This is a genomic window from Kosakonia arachidis (assembly GCF_900116535.1).
Taxonomy (GTDB): Bacteria; Pseudomonadota; Gammaproteobacteria; order Enterobacterales; family Enterobacteriaceae; genus Kosakonia; species Kosakonia arachidis.
This window is the reverse complement of the sequence record NZ_FPAU01000001.1, coordinates 1,024,796-1,041,129: the sequence shown is the minus strand read 5'-3', so window position 1 is coordinate 1,041,129 and position 16,334 is coordinate 1,024,796. Positions and strand designations below refer to the sequence as shown.

At 47.4% G+C, this 16,334-nt stretch carries 11 protein-coding genes and 1 pseudogene; 8 read left to right on the top strand and 4 right to left on the bottom strand.

Annotated elements, in window-relative coordinates; all coding sequences use genetic code 11:
* Positions 1-4 precede the first annotated feature (4 nt).
* A complete protein-coding gene (locus BM427_RS05020; protein ID WP_090119749.1) occupies positions 5-1,132 on the bottom strand; it encodes an ABC transporter substrate-binding protein in 1,128 nt (375 codons plus the stop codon).
* Between the two features lie 547 nt (positions 1,133-1,679).
* Here BM427_RS05020 and BM427_RS05015 point away from each other — a divergent pair.
* The 5 genes from BM427_RS05015 (at position 1,680) to BM427_RS04995 (ending at position 6,194) form a co-directional block, all read left to right on the top strand.
* Positions 1,680-2,381 (top strand): GntR family transcriptional regulator, encoded by a 702-nt coding sequence (locus tag BM427_RS05015; RefSeq protein ID WP_090119748.1) that lies wholly within the window; start codon positions 1,680-1,682, stop codon positions 2,379-2,381.
* A gap of 121 nt (positions 2,382-2,502) precedes the next feature.
* The gene (locus tag BM427_RS05010; protein ID WP_090119746.1) at positions 2,503-3,681 is read left to right on the top strand and encodes a M20 aminoacylase family protein; all 1,179 of its coding nucleotides are present in this window, start codon (positions 2,503-2,505) and stop codon (positions 3,679-3,681) included.
* 2 nt (positions 3,682-3,683) lie between these two features.
* Entirely contained in the window at positions 3,684-4,487 is an 804-nt protein-coding gene (locus BM427_RS05005) for a pyrroline-5-carboxylate reductase family protein (RefSeq protein ID WP_090119744.1), read from the top strand.
* Between the two features lie 25 nt (positions 4,488-4,512).
* Positions 4,513-4,896 (top strand): RidA family protein, encoded by a 384-nt coding sequence (locus BM427_RS05000; protein ID WP_090119742.1) that lies wholly within the window; start codon positions 4,513-4,515, stop codon positions 4,894-4,896.
* 365 nt (positions 4,897-5,261) lie between these two features.
* Positions 5,262-6,194, top strand: coding sequence for an alpha/beta hydrolase (locus BM427_RS04995; RefSeq protein WP_244316590.1), 933 nt, complete (start codon positions 5,262-5,264; stop codon positions 6,192-6,194).
* A 163-nt stretch (positions 6,195-6,357) separates the two neighbouring features.
* Here the strand turns inward: BM427_RS04995 and BM427_RS04990 are convergent, their stop codons facing one another.
* Entirely contained in the window at positions 6,358-7,536 is a 1,179-nt protein-coding gene (locus BM427_RS04990; protein ID WP_090119738.1) for a CocE/NonD family hydrolase, read from the bottom strand.
* A gap of 328 nt (positions 7,537-7,864) precedes the next feature.
* On the opposite strand from BM427_RS04990, the pseudogene BM427_RS04985 reads away from it, so the two are divergent.
* Positions 7,865-8,668 (top strand): annotated as a pseudogene (locus BM427_RS04985) (IS3 family transposase); the annotation flags it as partial.
* A 94-nt stretch (positions 8,669-8,762) separates the two neighbouring features.
* Here the strand turns inward: BM427_RS04985 and BM427_RS04980 are convergent.
* A complete protein-coding gene (locus tag BM427_RS04980) occupies positions 8,763-11,348 on the bottom strand; it encodes a bifunctional diguanylate cyclase/phosphodiesterase (protein WP_244316591.1) in 2,586 nt (861 codons plus the stop codon).
* Between the two features lie 840 nt (positions 11,349-12,188).
* On the opposite strand from BM427_RS04980, the gene BM427_RS04975 reads away from it, so the two are divergent.
* Positions 12,189-14,093 carry a methyl-accepting chemotaxis protein gene (locus tag BM427_RS04975; protein ID WP_090119736.1) on the top strand — a complete coding sequence of 635 codons (1,905 nt, stop codon included), beginning with the start codon at positions 12,189-12,191 and terminating at the stop codon, positions 14,091-14,093.
* A gap of 247 nt (positions 14,094-14,340) precedes the next feature.
* On the opposite strand, the gene BM427_RS04970 is transcribed toward BM427_RS04975, so the two are convergent.
* On the bottom strand, positions 14,341-14,724 hold the full coding sequence (locus BM427_RS04970; RefSeq protein WP_167518513.1) for a nuclear transport factor 2 family protein: 384 nt from the start codon (positions 14,722-14,724) through the stop codon (positions 14,341-14,343).
* 144 nt (positions 14,725-14,868) lie between these two features.
* Here BM427_RS04970 and BM427_RS04965 point away from each other — a divergent pair, with 144 nt between their 5' ends.
* Positions 14,869-15,777: a LysR family transcriptional regulator gene (locus BM427_RS04965; RefSeq protein WP_208809147.1), complete on the top strand. Its 909-nt coding sequence runs from the start codon at positions 14,869-14,871 to the stop codon at positions 15,775-15,777.
* Positions 15,778-16,334: the final 557 nt, after the last annotated feature.

Here is a 16,334-nt window from a genome sequence, read left to right as displayed (position 1 = left end):
CTCGTTACCGGGGAACCGGTACGCCATTAAACGCTTTCACTTTCAGGTATGGCTGGGACTGACGCTGGTTATCGGCATCCAGATTTAATGTTCCGGTAATGCCCGTAAAGCCAGGCGCAACAGTTTTCATTGCCGCGATCATGGCTGCCGGATCGGCACTGTGCGCTTTATCAATCGCTGCCGCTGCCAGCATCACGCTATCCCAGGCATAGCTGCCGTACACGGAGCGAGGCTTCTCATGGAATTTTTTCTGGTACAGATCAGCATAATTTGCGCCGTTGCCGCTCGCCGCTTTCTGGTCAATACCCGCGACTTCCATACCAACCTGCCCGTTGGTGTACTGCGCCGGGGAACCTTCAATGGCCATAGTTAAATACATGCCATACCAGGGCGTTTTATTCAGCCCCAATTCCCAGGCCTCACGGTTCAGCACAATCGCATCCTGTCCGTAGCTGGTATAAACATAGGCTTGTGGATGGGCGCGGGAGATTTGCTCCAGCTCGCGGCGATAAGAAGGCTGACCGCTGGTATAGAGCACTTTGGCGACCACTTTGCCACCCGCTTTTTCAAACGCTTTGGTGAACTGCTCCGCCATACCCTGACCATAAGCTCCATCCGGGGCGATAAAGGCTACTTTGCTGTAACCGAGCTGACGTACATCTTCTGCCGAGAAGCTCGCGGAAAGGGAATCCAGGCCAATAACGCTCCAGGAGGTCGCGCCGATTTTGCGGATATCAGTGCTGGTGCCGGAAATATTGATGTGCAGCAGATTGTTCTTCACCAGATATTGCCCAACCGGAATAGTGACGCTGGAGGAAAAACTGCCCACCACTAAAGGTACATGGTTAACCTGCGTTAACTTACGTACGGCGTTCAGGCCTGTTACCGGGCTTTCGGCGGAATCTTCCACGATCACATGTAATGGTTGACCATTAACGCCGCCATGGGCATTTACCTGTTCAACCGCCAGTTCAATACCACGACGTTGATCTTCACCAATGCTGGCGCTGGTGCCGGTTAAAGGCAAAATTGCACCAATGTTTACATCGGCCTGCGCGGTGTGCGCCAGACCTAACAACGTCATACCTGCCAGTGTTGACAAAGTCATGCCCTGCCCAAAACAATTTTTCATGTTGGTTCTCCGGTTTGCTGTGACCGGCTTCTGAGGCCGGTGTTTTGTCGCCTGCGCAAACATGCACAAGCCTGCCTGGTAATGCCGAATAAGCGCGCACTAAAGTGAATATATAAGTGCATACACTTGTGTATTAAGCAAAAACGATGCCAGGCAGCCAGGATGTCTCAGACAGCATCTGCTTATTTCCGGTGAGGTAAATGCAAATTCCCGAATAAATACAAGGGAATCGAAAATAATAAAAATCACATAGTGAAACTTTCATTTTCCTTTATCTTCGTGGTTTACAAAAAGATTTACATGCAAAAGTGAATACACTTTGAGTCTTTTTGGTGCAGTGTTGCCATAAAATGGTGCGAGAAAACTTCACGACGATGAATAATATAAAAAAACATTATAAATCAGTACCTTTTAAATAAAATTAAAGTGTATTCACTTTTGTGTTGAGTTGTTTTTTTTGCTGTGCTATCAATAAAAATATTACGTGAAATCACCTGTACAGCATTTTTATTTTCGTGCTGGGTATGCGGTAAATTAAGGGGATAATGTGGTTACTATTAAAAAGAAATCCCGTAGCGCTGACAGCGTGGAAAAGGTCTACGAGAAAGTGAAAGGTCTGGCGATTGATTACCACTTTCGTCCCGGCGAACGGGTGAATGAAGTGGAGCTTGCGGCACAGTTGGGCGTCTCGCGTACCCCGGTACGGGAAGCGCTGAACCGTCTGGCAAAAGACGGCTTTATGAACTTTGTACCCAACCGGGGGTTTTACTCTCGTGACCTGACGCCGGAAGGTGTCCGAGAGCTGTATGAAGTGCGAATGGTGATAGAGCAATCAACCTTTCGCTTCGCCTGCCTGCGGGCAACAGATGAAGAGATCGCTGCAACCACGGCGATCTGGGAGGAAGTGAGCCAGCATCGCCCGGCGCAAACCGAACAGGACTGGGCGAAGATAGCGGAAATCGATGAGCGTTTTCACATGGAAATAGCCCGTATTTCTCATAACAGTCGGCTCTATGAAATGCTCGATAGCCTAAATTCGCTAAGCCGTTTTTTCCGGCGTATCGATCTCGAAACGCCTGTACGCAGGAACAATGCCTATGACGAGCATGTCGAAATCATCGCGGCATTACGTCAGCGGGATATAGAAAAAGGCGTGGTGCTGATTGAGCAACATATTTCATTGAGTGCCGGGCACGCGGTTGAAGTGACAAAAGAAGGGCTCGCCAGAATCTATTTTGGTAAACCCTGAACCGATCTTTTCGTTAAGATCAAAACGATAATTTAAGCGGCTACCAGAGGGCATTATGCGTTCCGGTAATCCATTCACAGCGCCATGCTGCGGCATTGCGCCGGGAAAATGCAGAGGAAATATGCCCCAAATTCCCGAAGAGATTATTCAACAGGCGATTATCTGGCGACGTGAGATCCACGCGCGACCAGAAATTGGCTTACAAGAGTTTCATACTTCCGCAAAAATCAGCAGCCTGCTGCGCGAATATGATCTTGAAGTGCATACCGGCATTGCGGGTACGGGCGTGATTGGTGTTCTTCGCCATGGCGATGGTCCGGCTATAGCCCTTCGCGCTGATATTGATGCATTACCCATCCAGGAAAACAATGTCGTTGCCTGGTGCTCAGCATCGCCCGGCACGATGCACGCCTGTGGACATGACGGGCATACCGCCATTCTGCTGGGTGCAGCACGCTATCTCAGCCAGACCAGAGCATTTAACGGTACGGTGTACTTTATTTTTCAGCCTGCGGAAGAGAACGCTGGCGGCGGGCGTTTGATGGTGGAAGAAGGGATCTTGACGCGTTTTCCCGTTTCTGCGGTTTATGCGCTGCATAACTGGCCGGGGTTGCCTGTAGGGGAAGTGGCCGTTAGCGCAGGTCCAATGATGGCTTCGCAGGACAATTTTTTTATTACGCTGACTGGCGTCGGATGCCATGCGGCAATGCCGGAAAAAGGTGCCGACCCGGTGCTGGCCGGTGCACACCTGATTACCGCGTTGCAAACGATCACCACACGTCGCCTCTCTCCTCTGGACAGCGCTGTGATCAGCGTGACGCAACTGCAGGCCGGAGAAGCAATAAATGTCGTTCCGCAGACAATGCTATTGTCCGGCACACTGCGTTGCCTGAGCCAGGCCGCCAGAGTGCGTTGCCAGACCCTGATGGCGGAGTATGTCGAACAGATCACCGGGCCGTTTGGCGTCAGTGGCAGCATTCGCTGGGAATACGGGTATCCGGTCACTGTCAACCACGCGCCGCAAGCGACAATTCTGGCAGATGCCGCGCGCCAGGTCCCCGGGATCACGCAGGTCCATACGCAGTTATCGCCATCAATGGCGGCAGAAGATTTCGCCTATTTTCTGGAGGCCTGTCCGGGCGCTTATCTGTGGCTGGGGGCCGATGGCCCAACGCCAGGCGCGGCATTACATAACCCACATTACGATTTTAATGACCAACTTATCGCGCCTGGCATCGGTCTTTGGGTATCGCTGGTGGAAAGGTCATTGAGCCCTGTTTCTGTTACTGCCGAGGATTAACTATGAGCCATATCCACTTTATTGGTGCCGGTCAAATGACCGAAGCGATTCTGCGCGCCGCCTTAAAACGCGGCGCATTAAAACCGGATGAGGTCAGCTTATCGGATATTGATCCCGCACGAATTGAAACGCTGAAAGCGCGCTACCAGTTGAGCAATACACAAGATCTGCCCGACGCGCTGGCTGCAGCGGATCACATCGTGATGGGAATACGTCCGCAGGATGATATTGCGGGTGTCGCACAACTGATTAAGCAGCATGCAGCGCCACAGGCGTCGGTCATATCTATTATTGCAGGCGTAACGCTGGCACAGCTGTCTTTGATGCTGGGCGAGACGCGCCCGATTACGCGCATCATCCCGAATACCCTGACGGATACCGGGCTGGGCTACAGCGGCGTGGCGTTTAATGCTTATGTCAACAGTGCGTCCGTTATGCCATTTCTTGAAAGTTTCGGCAAGGTGATGGTGCTGGAGGAACGGCTGATTGACGTCTTCACCGGGTTTGCTGTCGCTGGCGTCAACTATGTCTATTACTTTGTCGAAGCGCTGGCTGACGCCGGTGTTCTTGCCGGATTAACCCGTACTCAGTCAACGCAAGTGGTGTGGGAAAACCTGGTCGGCGCGGTTGAAATGCTTAAGTTATCCGGACGCCATCCACGCCAACTGATGGATATTAATAACTCTCCGGCGGGTGTCGGCATTAATGGTTTATACGAGCTGAATAAAAGTGATTTCGCCGCTGGACTGCAAAGCAGCGTTCTGGCTGCGGTACGTCGTACAACGGAGCTTTCCGGTCAAAAATAACGCTACTTTTTAACAAGGTTGGTCTATGTCAGCAATTTCAACTTCGCAGGCACCTGCCGCTATTGGGCCTTATGTTCAGGGAGTAGATTTAGGCTTCCTGGTGTTCACTTCCGGGCAGATCCCGCTAAACCCTGCGACGGGTGAGATGGCGGCGGGTATCGAGCAGCAAACCCGGCAGTCGCTGGAAAATGTACAGGCCATTATCGAAGCAAGTGGTCTGCAGGTGGCGGATATTGTTAAAACAACAATTTTTGTCAAAGATCTCAATCATTTTTCGCAGGTGAACGCGGTGTATGAAGCCTTTTTCCGCGAACATCACGCCGCTTTTCCGGCACGTTCCTGCGTGGAAGTGGCACGCCTGCCAAAAGATGCCGGTGTGGAAATTGAGGCAATGGCAATACGCCGCTAATTATATCAGCACAAGCTTTAAGGGCAGATTGCCTTGTATGGGCATGTCTGTTTTCACTGCCGTGGTCTGCCCTGATCTTACCCACTGACCTCCCCCTGTAAAAAGTGCGTGGAACTAAAACAGGCGTGCTTACGCGAACAGAAGGCGTTGTTGAACTCTACGTGAGATAATTGAACAGAATTCGGTGACATTTTGGCTTTACAATTCTTAATATCAGGACAATATGGCAGGTATATTATGTGTTCATAGGATAAATTAACAGCCGATGGGTTATTAAGGGAAAACAATGTTGAATGTCTCTATTTAGTCTATGCGTTTAAAACGTTAAAATGATGCAGTCTGTGTTTTTCATAAAAATAGTTTATATGGCTCATTTTATTATGCATAAAAATACATATGAAACCTTTCTGCAGGCGCAGGGCCCGCAAGGCTCTCTCCAGGGCATCCTACTTAGCCCATACCCGAATCCAAAAAATGTCATTCTGATTATTCCAGGTTCCGGACCAACTGACCGGGACGGTAATAATCCTCTTGGCGTTAATGCTTCAACTTATCGGCTTCTTGCGGAAAATATGGCGTTAAACGACATCGCAACGTTGCGAGTAGATAAGCGTGGAATGTTTGCCAGTTCAGCGGCGGTAACGGACACAAACGCAGTGACAATCAATGATTATGTTGAGGATGTTCGTTCCTGGATAACGGTATTGAAACAACATCTGGAAAGTCCCTGTATCTGGCTTCTCGGGCACAGTGAAGGGGGGATCGTGGCATTGGCCGCAGCGGAGGAACGTGATGTATATGGTTTAATTGTGGTTGCAACACCCTCGAGTCCTTTGGGGGAAGTGTTAAGGTATCAGTTTAAGGCCAATCAGGAAAATGCAATCCTGCTGGACGATGCTCTCTTCGTTATCAATGAGTTAGAGCATAACAGGCGAACCAATGTTCAGAATATGCACCCCGCTCTGCAAAGGATATTTCATCCAGCTGTTCAGGGATTTCTTATGGATATTTTTTCCTTTAACCCAAGTCATCTAATAGCCCGTATTACGAAACCAGTATTGATATTACAGGGGCAACGCGTTCTGCAGGTAACGGAAAATGATGCCCGAAAGCTTAAGTCAGCGAATCCAAAATCAACCCTTGTCCTTTTGCCGGATGTAAACCACGTTCTTAAAGAGGTTCATTCAGCCGACAGATGTGAGAATAATTCAGCTTATACAAACGCATCTCTACCACTGGCCCCAGGGGTAGTTGACGCCATTACTGAATTTATGACTCATAACGCATTGCGTCATTAACGTTATTTAACCAGGTTGTTCCTTACTTCCTGAACTCGAATGTATAACATGCGTTTCCGTACCTGGCAGTTAGCGGATAGTACAGAGAAAAACATATCCGCTCTGCTCAAGGAAGAAGCCTAATATCATACAAGCGGCAGGGCCACGGTTGCATAAGCTTATTTCAGTGCACTTTCTCTGAGGCGTAATTATTGTTGATAGCGTAAAGTGTGCATTTAGCTGCGCCTTTCCGTTGTTCCTTTGTACAGATACTAAGTGCTGTTGCGGCCGCTTCCTGACTATTTCTGGCCCAATATGCAGCTCCCCAGTCCCCGTCCGGATCGGTAGCAAATGCTTTTTCATATCGCTGCGTTGTTTCATACTCGGAAAAAGCTTTTTTTCCGGCAGCATTCAGGGCTGGCGGCTCAATTAGATTTACGACAGGAAGCTTGATTATCTCCTGAAAGGGCTGATGGTTCTGCTCAAGAAAAGTGGCAACGGTATTCCACCAGAAACTCTCCGGCGCTGAATCCATAAAAACATGTCCATCCTTCCCGTAAGGAGGCATGACGATGAACCGGGCCGGGCTTGTATTCTGCTGATAGGCATTAAACATTTCTCTGCCTGTATCCGGGGGAAACGACTTATCATTTTCTGCGTAAAGCCACAGTGAAGGGAGCTTCGCTGTTTTTCCGTATTGTTCATACGTTTTCATCAGGCCTGTCTTATCACAGAGGGATTTGCCGTCGATAGCCCCTCTGCCGCCATCAAAATTGATAACCGCCTTAACGCCTTGTGGATTTGTTGCGCCTGTTGCGATTACAGCAAATCCACCGGCCGACATACCAACCAGCATCGCGTTGTCAACAGACGCCCATGAGTTCCGGCGCACAGCGTCAAGCGCCGCAACCATATTTTGGACGTCCTGTTCTCCGGCCTGAAGATGAAAGGGCTGGGTGCATGAGTGTCCTGTATATTCTGCAGCGCCACTGGACTGACCATATCCCTGCCGGAGGACAACCACAGCAGCATATCCGTGGCGTGCAAATGCGATTGCCGTTGAGGAGTACCGGTTTGGGTTAAGCGTCCAGCGATCAAACTCAGCCGTACCGGTCGTTCCATTGGTGATTAACACAATCGGCAAAGGTTTCTTGCTAACCGGCCGTGTGACAAAAGCATCAAGTATTGCAGGCTGACCATTATTTAAAGTGACGGACAGCGTCAGTGGTTCCCTGATCAGCCCGCTTATCTGTTGGTATTCAGCCGTGTCCGTTAAAGATGCTGTGTGCCCCGGTAAACTTATGATGAAGACGGGCAATGACAAAAAGAAAGATGCTGAGTAGGTTATAAAACGGCTGAACATCAGAAAATATCCTTAATTGGCCTGAAGATATACCGCTTTGCAGTTGCATACTGACAGGTAAAAAAGCTAACGCTGGCAGCGCCCCCTGTATTAATAACTAAAAATTCTTAATCCTCCAGGTGAGATGGAGAACATTAACGTAAGCAAATATTTATGGTTAACCTCGACGAGTAGAAAGCAGGTGTAAATGAGATTTCCGCACATAATCGTGCAACAGCTATCTGACCGGAGGAGCGTTAGCCTCCTGATCTTATTGCTCTCGCCTGCATTGATCTTACCCACCATTAGTGGACACGCGACTAAGTGAGTAGACTCTCAACCAGAGGTGATTACTCATGACAAAACCAGCAAAACGGTCCGTAAACAGTACACACCTAAATTCCGCGATGCAGCCCTGAAACTCGCTGAACGCATCGGTGTCGCCGCTGCCGCCCGTGAACTCAGTCTGTATGAGTCGCAACTCTACGCCTGGCGCAGCAAGCTAAAGAATGCCCATTCTTCTTCCGAACGAGAGCAGGAAATGTCTGTTGAAATCGCCCGCCTTAAGCGACAACTGGCTGAACGGGATGAAGAACTAGCCATTCTCCAGAAGGCCGCGACATACTTCACGAAGCGCCTGAAATGAAGCTTGTCTTCATCGAAAAGCATCAGGCTGAGTTCATCGTCAAAACCATGTGTCGTGTGCTTCGGGTTGCCCGAAGCGGCTGGTATGCCTGGCTCAAGCGTCACCATCAACCCGGCCCTCACCAGAAGTTCCGGCTCACCTGTGATATGTGATACTGCTGTCGGTCAGGCATTCACTGAGACAAAGCAGCGTTATGGTGCGCCTCGTCTCGCCGAAGAACTGCCTGAATACAATATCAAAACCATCGCCGACAGCCTGCGCCGTCAGGGACTGCGGGCGAAAGCCACCCGGAAGTTCAGCCCGGTCAGTTACCGTGAGCACGGCTTGCCTGTGTCAGAGAACCTGCTAAAACAGGATTTTTACGCCAGCGGCCCGAACCAGAAGTGGGCAGGAGACATTACGTACCTTCGCACGGATGAAGGCTGGCAGTATCTGGCGGTGGTGCCCGACCTGTGGTCTCGTGCAATTATGGGCTGGTCGATGTCCTCACGAATGACGGCGAAACTGGTCTCGTCAGTCCGGAGGACTTTTAGCAGGCCTCTTTGTAAGGATTGGATATATCCTGGATTGGGAAGCACGGCCAAAAAAAGCGCCCTTTTACTCAAGATAAATTCAAATCTGTAATGGCCACCGGTTTCCCGAGAAAATACCCCTGGACTTCATCACACTTATTCTTTTTAAGAAAAGATAACTGATCGGCGGTTTCCACTCCCTCTGCTGTCACTTCCATTGAATAGGCTTTACCCAGATCGATAATTTTCTCTACCACCGACTGATTTTGTTGCGAGTCGCCCAGTGAAAAAATAAAGCTTTTGTCGAGTTTCAATCCGTCAAACTGAAACTTCCTCAGATAGCTCAGCGATGCATAGCCGGTGCCGAAGTCATCAATCAGAATGCGCACGCCCATTTGTTTGAGAGTTTTCATGGTTTGACAGGTCCTTTCTGGATCAGAAAGCGTGACGTTTTCAGTCACTTCTATTTCAAGCCGTGTGGGCTCAAGCCCCGTATCCTCAAGAATATTTTTTATTCTGTCCGCCAGATCACTTGCCTGGAACTCAACAGGCGAAACGTTTACCGAAACTGATAATCCAGGCAATTTATCAAGCGTGTCGGAACAGGCTTTCCGTATAACCCAATTGCTGAGGTGAATAATTTGCCCGGTTTCTTCAGCCAGCGGAATGAATTGATCCGGCATCATGCTCCCTCGTTCCGGGTGCTGCCAGCGAACCAGGGCTTCCACCGCTTCCACATTGGACGTTCTGAGATTGAAGCGAGGCTGATAAACCAGAGAGAGCTGACCTTCCTGAATGGCGGTTTTCAGTTCCGCTGCCATTTTTCTGCGCTCGGTCAGCTTTTCCGACATATCCTGACGGTAATAAACCCATTTGTTTCTACCGGATTGTTTTGCCTCATAGAGCGCAATGTCGGCAAAGCGTAAAAGATCGTTCGCGCTGCTGCTGTCCTGTGGCGCCATGGCAATCCCCATGCTGACGCCTATCGTCACATCATTACCATCAATGGAGAAAGGACGGTTGAGTTCCTGCACGATGCGCCGGCAAACCTCTTCAACCTGATTTAATTGACTGGTGTCGGCGAGAAGAATTAAAAATTCATCGCCTCCCTGCCGGGCTACAAAGTCACCGCTGCGTATACATCTCTTAAGGCGCGAGGACACTTCGCCAAGCAGGGCATCGCCTGTTGAATGCCCAAAAATATCATTCACGGGTTTAAACTTATCCAGATCGAGGCAAATCATTGAAAAGAAGTAATCTTTTTCTTTATTTAACTGGCCCGCCAGAAACTCTTTAATGTGATACCGGTTGGGGAGGCCGGTTAATTCATCATGCCGTGACAGGAACTGGACGCGTTTTGTTGCCTCGACTTCCTGCGTAACATCGTTCGCAGCGCCACGGATAACCACGGAGCCATCATACTGAACCACAAACTTTGCCAGCAGGGTGCAATATGCCGTTGAGTTTTTTGAGTTTATGTATGGGCAGTTCTTAAATGCAATCTGCCCTGATATTTCCTGTCGATGTAGACAGTCCTGAAAAACATCCTTTATTGAAGGAAATAATTCATCGAGACGGCGGCCTGTCCATTCACTACTATCAAAACCTGTTACTCTGAAAAAACGTTCAGATAACCACAATATCTTCAAAGAGTTATCCGTTTCCCAGAGCCAGTCGCTGGTTGTTTCGCTGACATCCCTGAACCGTTTTTCACTGGTAATAAGTTTTAGTCGAGCCTGCTCGAGGAGAAAGCTATTTTCATCATTAATCCTGGCCTTGTGCATGATATGGCGCATTAATATTACCGTCATACAAATAGTCAGGAGTACTGAGAGTATTAGTAATGGCAGGAGAAAAATTATCAAAGCCTCACCCGGGTTTTCTCTGTCCCAGGCAATGCGTACTGCGCCAGTATTAAGGGCTAAGGTAAAACCTGCCCGGTTTTCTGTTTGAGAAATGCCTTTGACAGGCAAAGCGCGAACGTTCTTTATCCCTGCATCATGCCCAATTGTAAGCAGCTTTTGAGGCGTGAGTTTTTCGATAAATACCATGGTGGACGGGGAGCCCGGTAAGGTGGCCACGCTCGTATCACTGCCCGTTGTTATCCATGCGGCAGAAACAATGGCCGGAACGGAATTGATGAGCGTCACCACAGACATGGGCATTCCATGGTTTTGGCTCAGTTTATTAAGTAAATCATTTTTTGTAGCTATGCCTGTCCAGCTGTCCAGGTCTTCCAGCCTTAGTGTTCCGTCAAGCACGCTGTAGCGGGTTCTGCCTTCGGGGGAGAGGACGAAAACGCCTTCGTAGCCAAAATTATCATAAAGCGACTTACCAAGGTTCTGTTTATCCCACGCCCAGGCCAGGTCGATCGTTGTATGAAGGTGCTTATAGGCACCACCCCATTCAGCATAGTCTTTCAATTGGTTGCGTATATTTTCCTCTCTCGTGAAAAGTGTTTTTTTCAAAAAAAATTCATCACGCCTGTCATTGGTTGTATTAACGTTATCCTTTATGGCAAGCAATGAAATAATCGCGATGATAAAAATACCCATCAATAACGAGACCATATATGAAAATGTCTTATTTATGAGTTTTTTGGTTTGCTCGGTGTCGGAAACACCGAGATTAAGTATGGATATGCTCATCATTCGCCTTGTTATCTGAGGTAACATCAACTCTTCCCGCTTTATCTGTTATCGGCGCTTAAGGTTAAATATTTATAGTTATGAATAAGAGATAATTCCCTTCAATCTCACTCGATAATAATTAACCTGCATTCTGTAACCCTCTGAATTCAATGTGTTAGTTCGGCTGCGCAACTTAAAAGGAAAGCTTTTTAGTTCATAAATAAGCGTAAAAATCATATTGAAACCGGAATTTATTTCTCTACTGTGGGCTGATGAAATGAGTGCCATTCGGCGCTATGAATTAACAAAGATCGAAATGTGATTAGCTTACCCCCTCTCATAATAGGTAGTATTGTATAATCAGCTAATCATTATCCATATATCGATAATTCTGCGAAGTATAAAAGTGTGTGTTTTCTAATTTCTCCACGTCGGCCATTTTACTCATCGTACAGACATAACTGCGTTTAACTATCAAGCGCCGCTCTAAATCCTATCTTTTGAAAAGATATTTTTTCAATGTGTTAGCAAGCATTTTGAATTTAATGAATCTTATAATTGGCAAAAATTTGATTTATGTATACAAAGTTTTTCTCGTAATTTTAAATTTATAAGCATATAGCTTATTAGTATATGTGATTTATATATCATCGCTGATGAAAATATATTGGTTTTTTAGCTTCTTTTCAGGCAAGCTTGCTTTTGAAGAACATAAATGATGGATTACTCTTTATCTCATGGGTTAATAACGCAGGAAGCATATCTTTTTCTTTTACTGCGAGGCTAAAAAACTCATCACTAGTCGGTTAGAAAAATAAAAACCACAATATTATAAATAATAAGCGTTTATCGTTTTATGCACACGCTTCACATCAGGGCAAAATTATGAAAATAAATATCTTACCGTTAAAAAACCTTCCCGTCGCAGCAAAGCTGTATGGTGGTTTTTCTATCCTTATCATGATTATTATTGTCTCCTCGCTGATGAGTATTTACCAGTCGGACAGGATTAAGGATCGCGCCCATAAAGAGAAGCTAATAACGGAAATGCACGATGAACTCAACGCGGCGAGACGAAACCGCCTTGCTTTTCAGATAAACCATGACGAACGTACTATTGAAGAAAACAAAGCTGCGTTAGAAAGAATTCGACAGAAGGCAGTTACCGGCGACTCGTTTGTCTGGGCTAAAGAAACGCGTATTCTTTTTGATGAGTTAAAACGAAACTTACCGGTCTATAATGACGAAAGGGATTTCTTTGTCAAACTCGAACAAATAACTCAGGAATCATCAAAGAGGCTGACAACCCCTGCATTAAGGTCCGATCTGGATAAACTCCTTGAAAAAATATCCGAGAGTGGACTTCTGGTGAAAGAAAGCTTTCAGTTACAAACGACACTGAATCATCTTTGGGATGATGTTTATCAAATCCGCTCAAGTAATGGGACTCAGGGTTGGTCAGAATTTACTTTGGACCAAAAAGCCGCTTCAGATATGGCACGAAATTTCGCCGGCGTTCTTCCTGCGGAAACTAACACCTCATTAAATCTCTTTATAAACAAGTTACAGTTAAATGTGAAAGCCTATGGCGAAGCCAGGCAAAACTCACGCAATGCTTCGGATCAGTTAACCGTCACTGCGGATAAACTCGATAACGCGATGCAAAAACTACTCGAGTTTCAGAACACCTCTAACCTCTCAAACATTCAGCACGTCATTATCATTATGATTGTGGTTGCTGTCTGCGCTGTCGTAACCGGGATCCTTGTCGCATGGCTCCTGACGCGTCAAATGACCCGGCAGATACGTCATAATCTGACCCTGGCGGAGAAGATTGCCAGAGGTGATTTAACCGGTACGATTGAGCCCGAGTCAACGGATGAGTTCGGTCGGCTGACGATGGCGATGGCTACCATGAATGATCGGCTCCGTGAAATGATCTCTCAGATTAAGGAATCCGTGATGCATGTCGCGAGTGCATCCTCCGAAATTTCTGCGGGTAATATTGATCTCGCTTCCCGTACAGAAGAGCAGGCCGCAGCAGTAGTGGAAACCGCAGCCAGTATGGAAGAACTGACTTCAACAGTGAAACGTAATGCAGAGAATGCCCGTGAAGCCAGTAAACTGGCCGGTGTGGCTGCGGATCATGCCCGTTCAGGCGGAGGGATTGTCTGGGATGTGGTCAACACTATGACCGCCATTACTGAAAGCTCGAATAAAATCACTGAAATTATCAATGTCATAAATGGTATATCTTTTCAGACTAATATCCTGGCGCTGAATGCAGCAGTCGAAGCCGCAAGGGCGGGTGAACAGGGGCGCGGCTTTGCTGTTGTTGCAGGTGAAGTGCGTGCTCTTGCCCAGCGTAGTACGAATGCAGCTAAAGAAATTGCCGATCTCATTAAAGAGTCTGTTGAACGTGTCCACGCCGGCTCTGCGATGGCAAATAAAGCTGGAAGTACCATGGAGCAAATAGTTGCCTCAGTAACGAATGTCAGTGGGATTATGAATGAAATTTCTGATGCCTCTGACGAACAAAGCCGGGGCATTGACCAGATTGGTAAGGCAGTGACTGAGCTGGATTCCACAACACAGCAGAATGCTGCACTTGTTCAGGAATCTTCCTCTGCTGCATCTTCACTTGAAGAGCAGGCCAGCCAGCTCTCTCGCCTGGTATCAGCATTCAGGTTGACGAAAGAGAGCAGGGAAAGACGTCCCGCCACAGCTGGATCAAAGAGGCTTCGTCCTGTAACTGTTACAGCAGACAACGGAAGCTGGGAATCTTTCTGACACAGTCGTCTTTCATGATTACAGTCCGGTGATCGATTTATTCATTCGTTTTACCGGACTGATTATAGTTTTAAGATCCAGAAAACTGAATCTTTCGGGTCCGGGCTCGGTTTGGCAAATACCGCGCGTGTTGCCGCCGAAGATGATGAGCTCGGGATCATTATACGGCACCTTGATCCGATCGCAGATGCCAGACCGGATTACGCCGAGCTCTGGCTCTCCAGGCTGGAATTAGATTAACGGTTGCTCACCCTATTGGGGCGGCCGGTACAGACATCATCACGTCCCATCGCTCCACGATAATTCCATCGTCCAGGCGAAAGAACTCAGCTATAACGGAGCCGTTGTCGCCTGGAGTTTTGCGCATCAATGTATGTGCGACGACCAAATCATTTTCGGCAACAAGACATTCAACGCTGAATTCAATTTCCGGCAGGACATGGAAAATATGTTTTAGGAATTCTTCGAGCCCGGATCTCCCACTTCTCATCTCTGGATTATGCTCGGTGTAATCTTCAGAAACAAAAGTGGCCAAGGCAGTTAAATCGCGCCCATTGTAAATTCTTTCATAGAATTCACGAACCCTGGCCTTATTCAGGGCTGCTTTAGCGATTTCGTTTGAGTTCATCATGTCATCGATCCTTATTAGCGAGTTTAGCGAGGGGCGGCTCATGAGCTGATGCCCTCAAGTCTTCCTGGACAAAGATAGTCGATTGACATTCATAAATATAATAGATACTAAATATATTAATCATAAATATCATGGATATGTAATTTGGACCTTAACCTTCTCACATCGCTTAACATTTTGATCGAGGAAGCGAACGTCACGCGTGCCGCGGCACGTCTTGGTATCAGCCAGCCAGCTTTATCAACGCAACTGGCGCGTCTCCGTGACATATTTGGAGATCCATTACTGGTACCCTCAGCGACGAGTCGCGGTATGGTTCTGACAGCCCGGGCAATGTCCTTGCGAGATCCTCTTCGCGAGGCGCTGCAAAGCATTGATACTATTGTTCGGCAGCCCGATGCATTTGACCCGTTGACAGCCAACCGGCGTTTCAGCATTGCTGCCAGCGACTATGCTGCGACTGTTTTGGGAGTCCCCCTGGCTGGCTTTTTGACCAACGCCTCAGGCTCAGGAATTCAGGTGAGCTTCCAAAACCTGTTGTCCGAGCCCGCAAGCGCCACGCTACTTGAGCGTGGCGACGTCGATCTCCTGATTGGCAGGAGAGAACATCTTCAACCGGCAGTAAAGGCCCGCAAGCTGTTTGAGGATAGTTTCGTGGTTGCCCAACGCAAAAAACATCCGCGTGGAACACGTTCTTTTACTATAGAATCCTATTGCACATGCGATCACTTGCTCGTCTCGCCTGTCGTGGCCGATATGTGGGGTGTAGTTGACAATTTGTTAGAAGATTTTGGACACCAACGCCGCGTAACCATGTCAGTTCAGCAGTTTATGCTGGCTCCGCCACTGGTGGAGAGTTCAAATTTACTATGTACCCTGCCTAAACGTTTTGTCAGGCAATTCAGGGACCGTTTGGATTTTTTCCCGCTTCCATTTGATGTCCCGACGATCAATATCTTTATGGCGTGGCACCCACGTTTTGATGCTGACCCCGCTCATATTTGGATCCGCGAGCAGATTATTCATATTTCAACGAAATCCTTGTTATCTTAGTCATGAAAAATCAATAAATTGGCGAAAATCATCGGGTTCCTGGTGGTAATTTCATATGTTAAGCTTCTGGAAGCAGGTCAGCTAATCGGCAATGTTCAACATCAATGCTTCCGAAGATACAACACATCTTTCGATCAACACTTGTTGTAATGTTTTCTAAAAAACTCAGTCCACTTTATCTCGTCTATATGCTGTACATGAGATAGGAAAAATAACAGACCGTCGTGTTCCGACAGGATCTGCGCCAAATCGATCAAGCGGACTGAGCATCGATTGAAAGAAGTCATTATATTAAAAGCCAAACTTCCTCAGAGACTCACTCTTTTTCCGTGATTATTTCCTGTTCTATATCCTTAGGAAAAGCATTATGCGTAATAGAGGCTTTGAGAATATATTATATAATATATTTACAGTAAAATTTATACTTCCTTGAAGCCTGCCATGACTACTGACCTGTTCCCAAGCAATTAACACTGTGGCATCGAACTATATTTTCTTGAGTTCATAGCAGCTATCTCTTTGAAAATTAGTCGGTAAAAAAAGCAGGAATGAATATA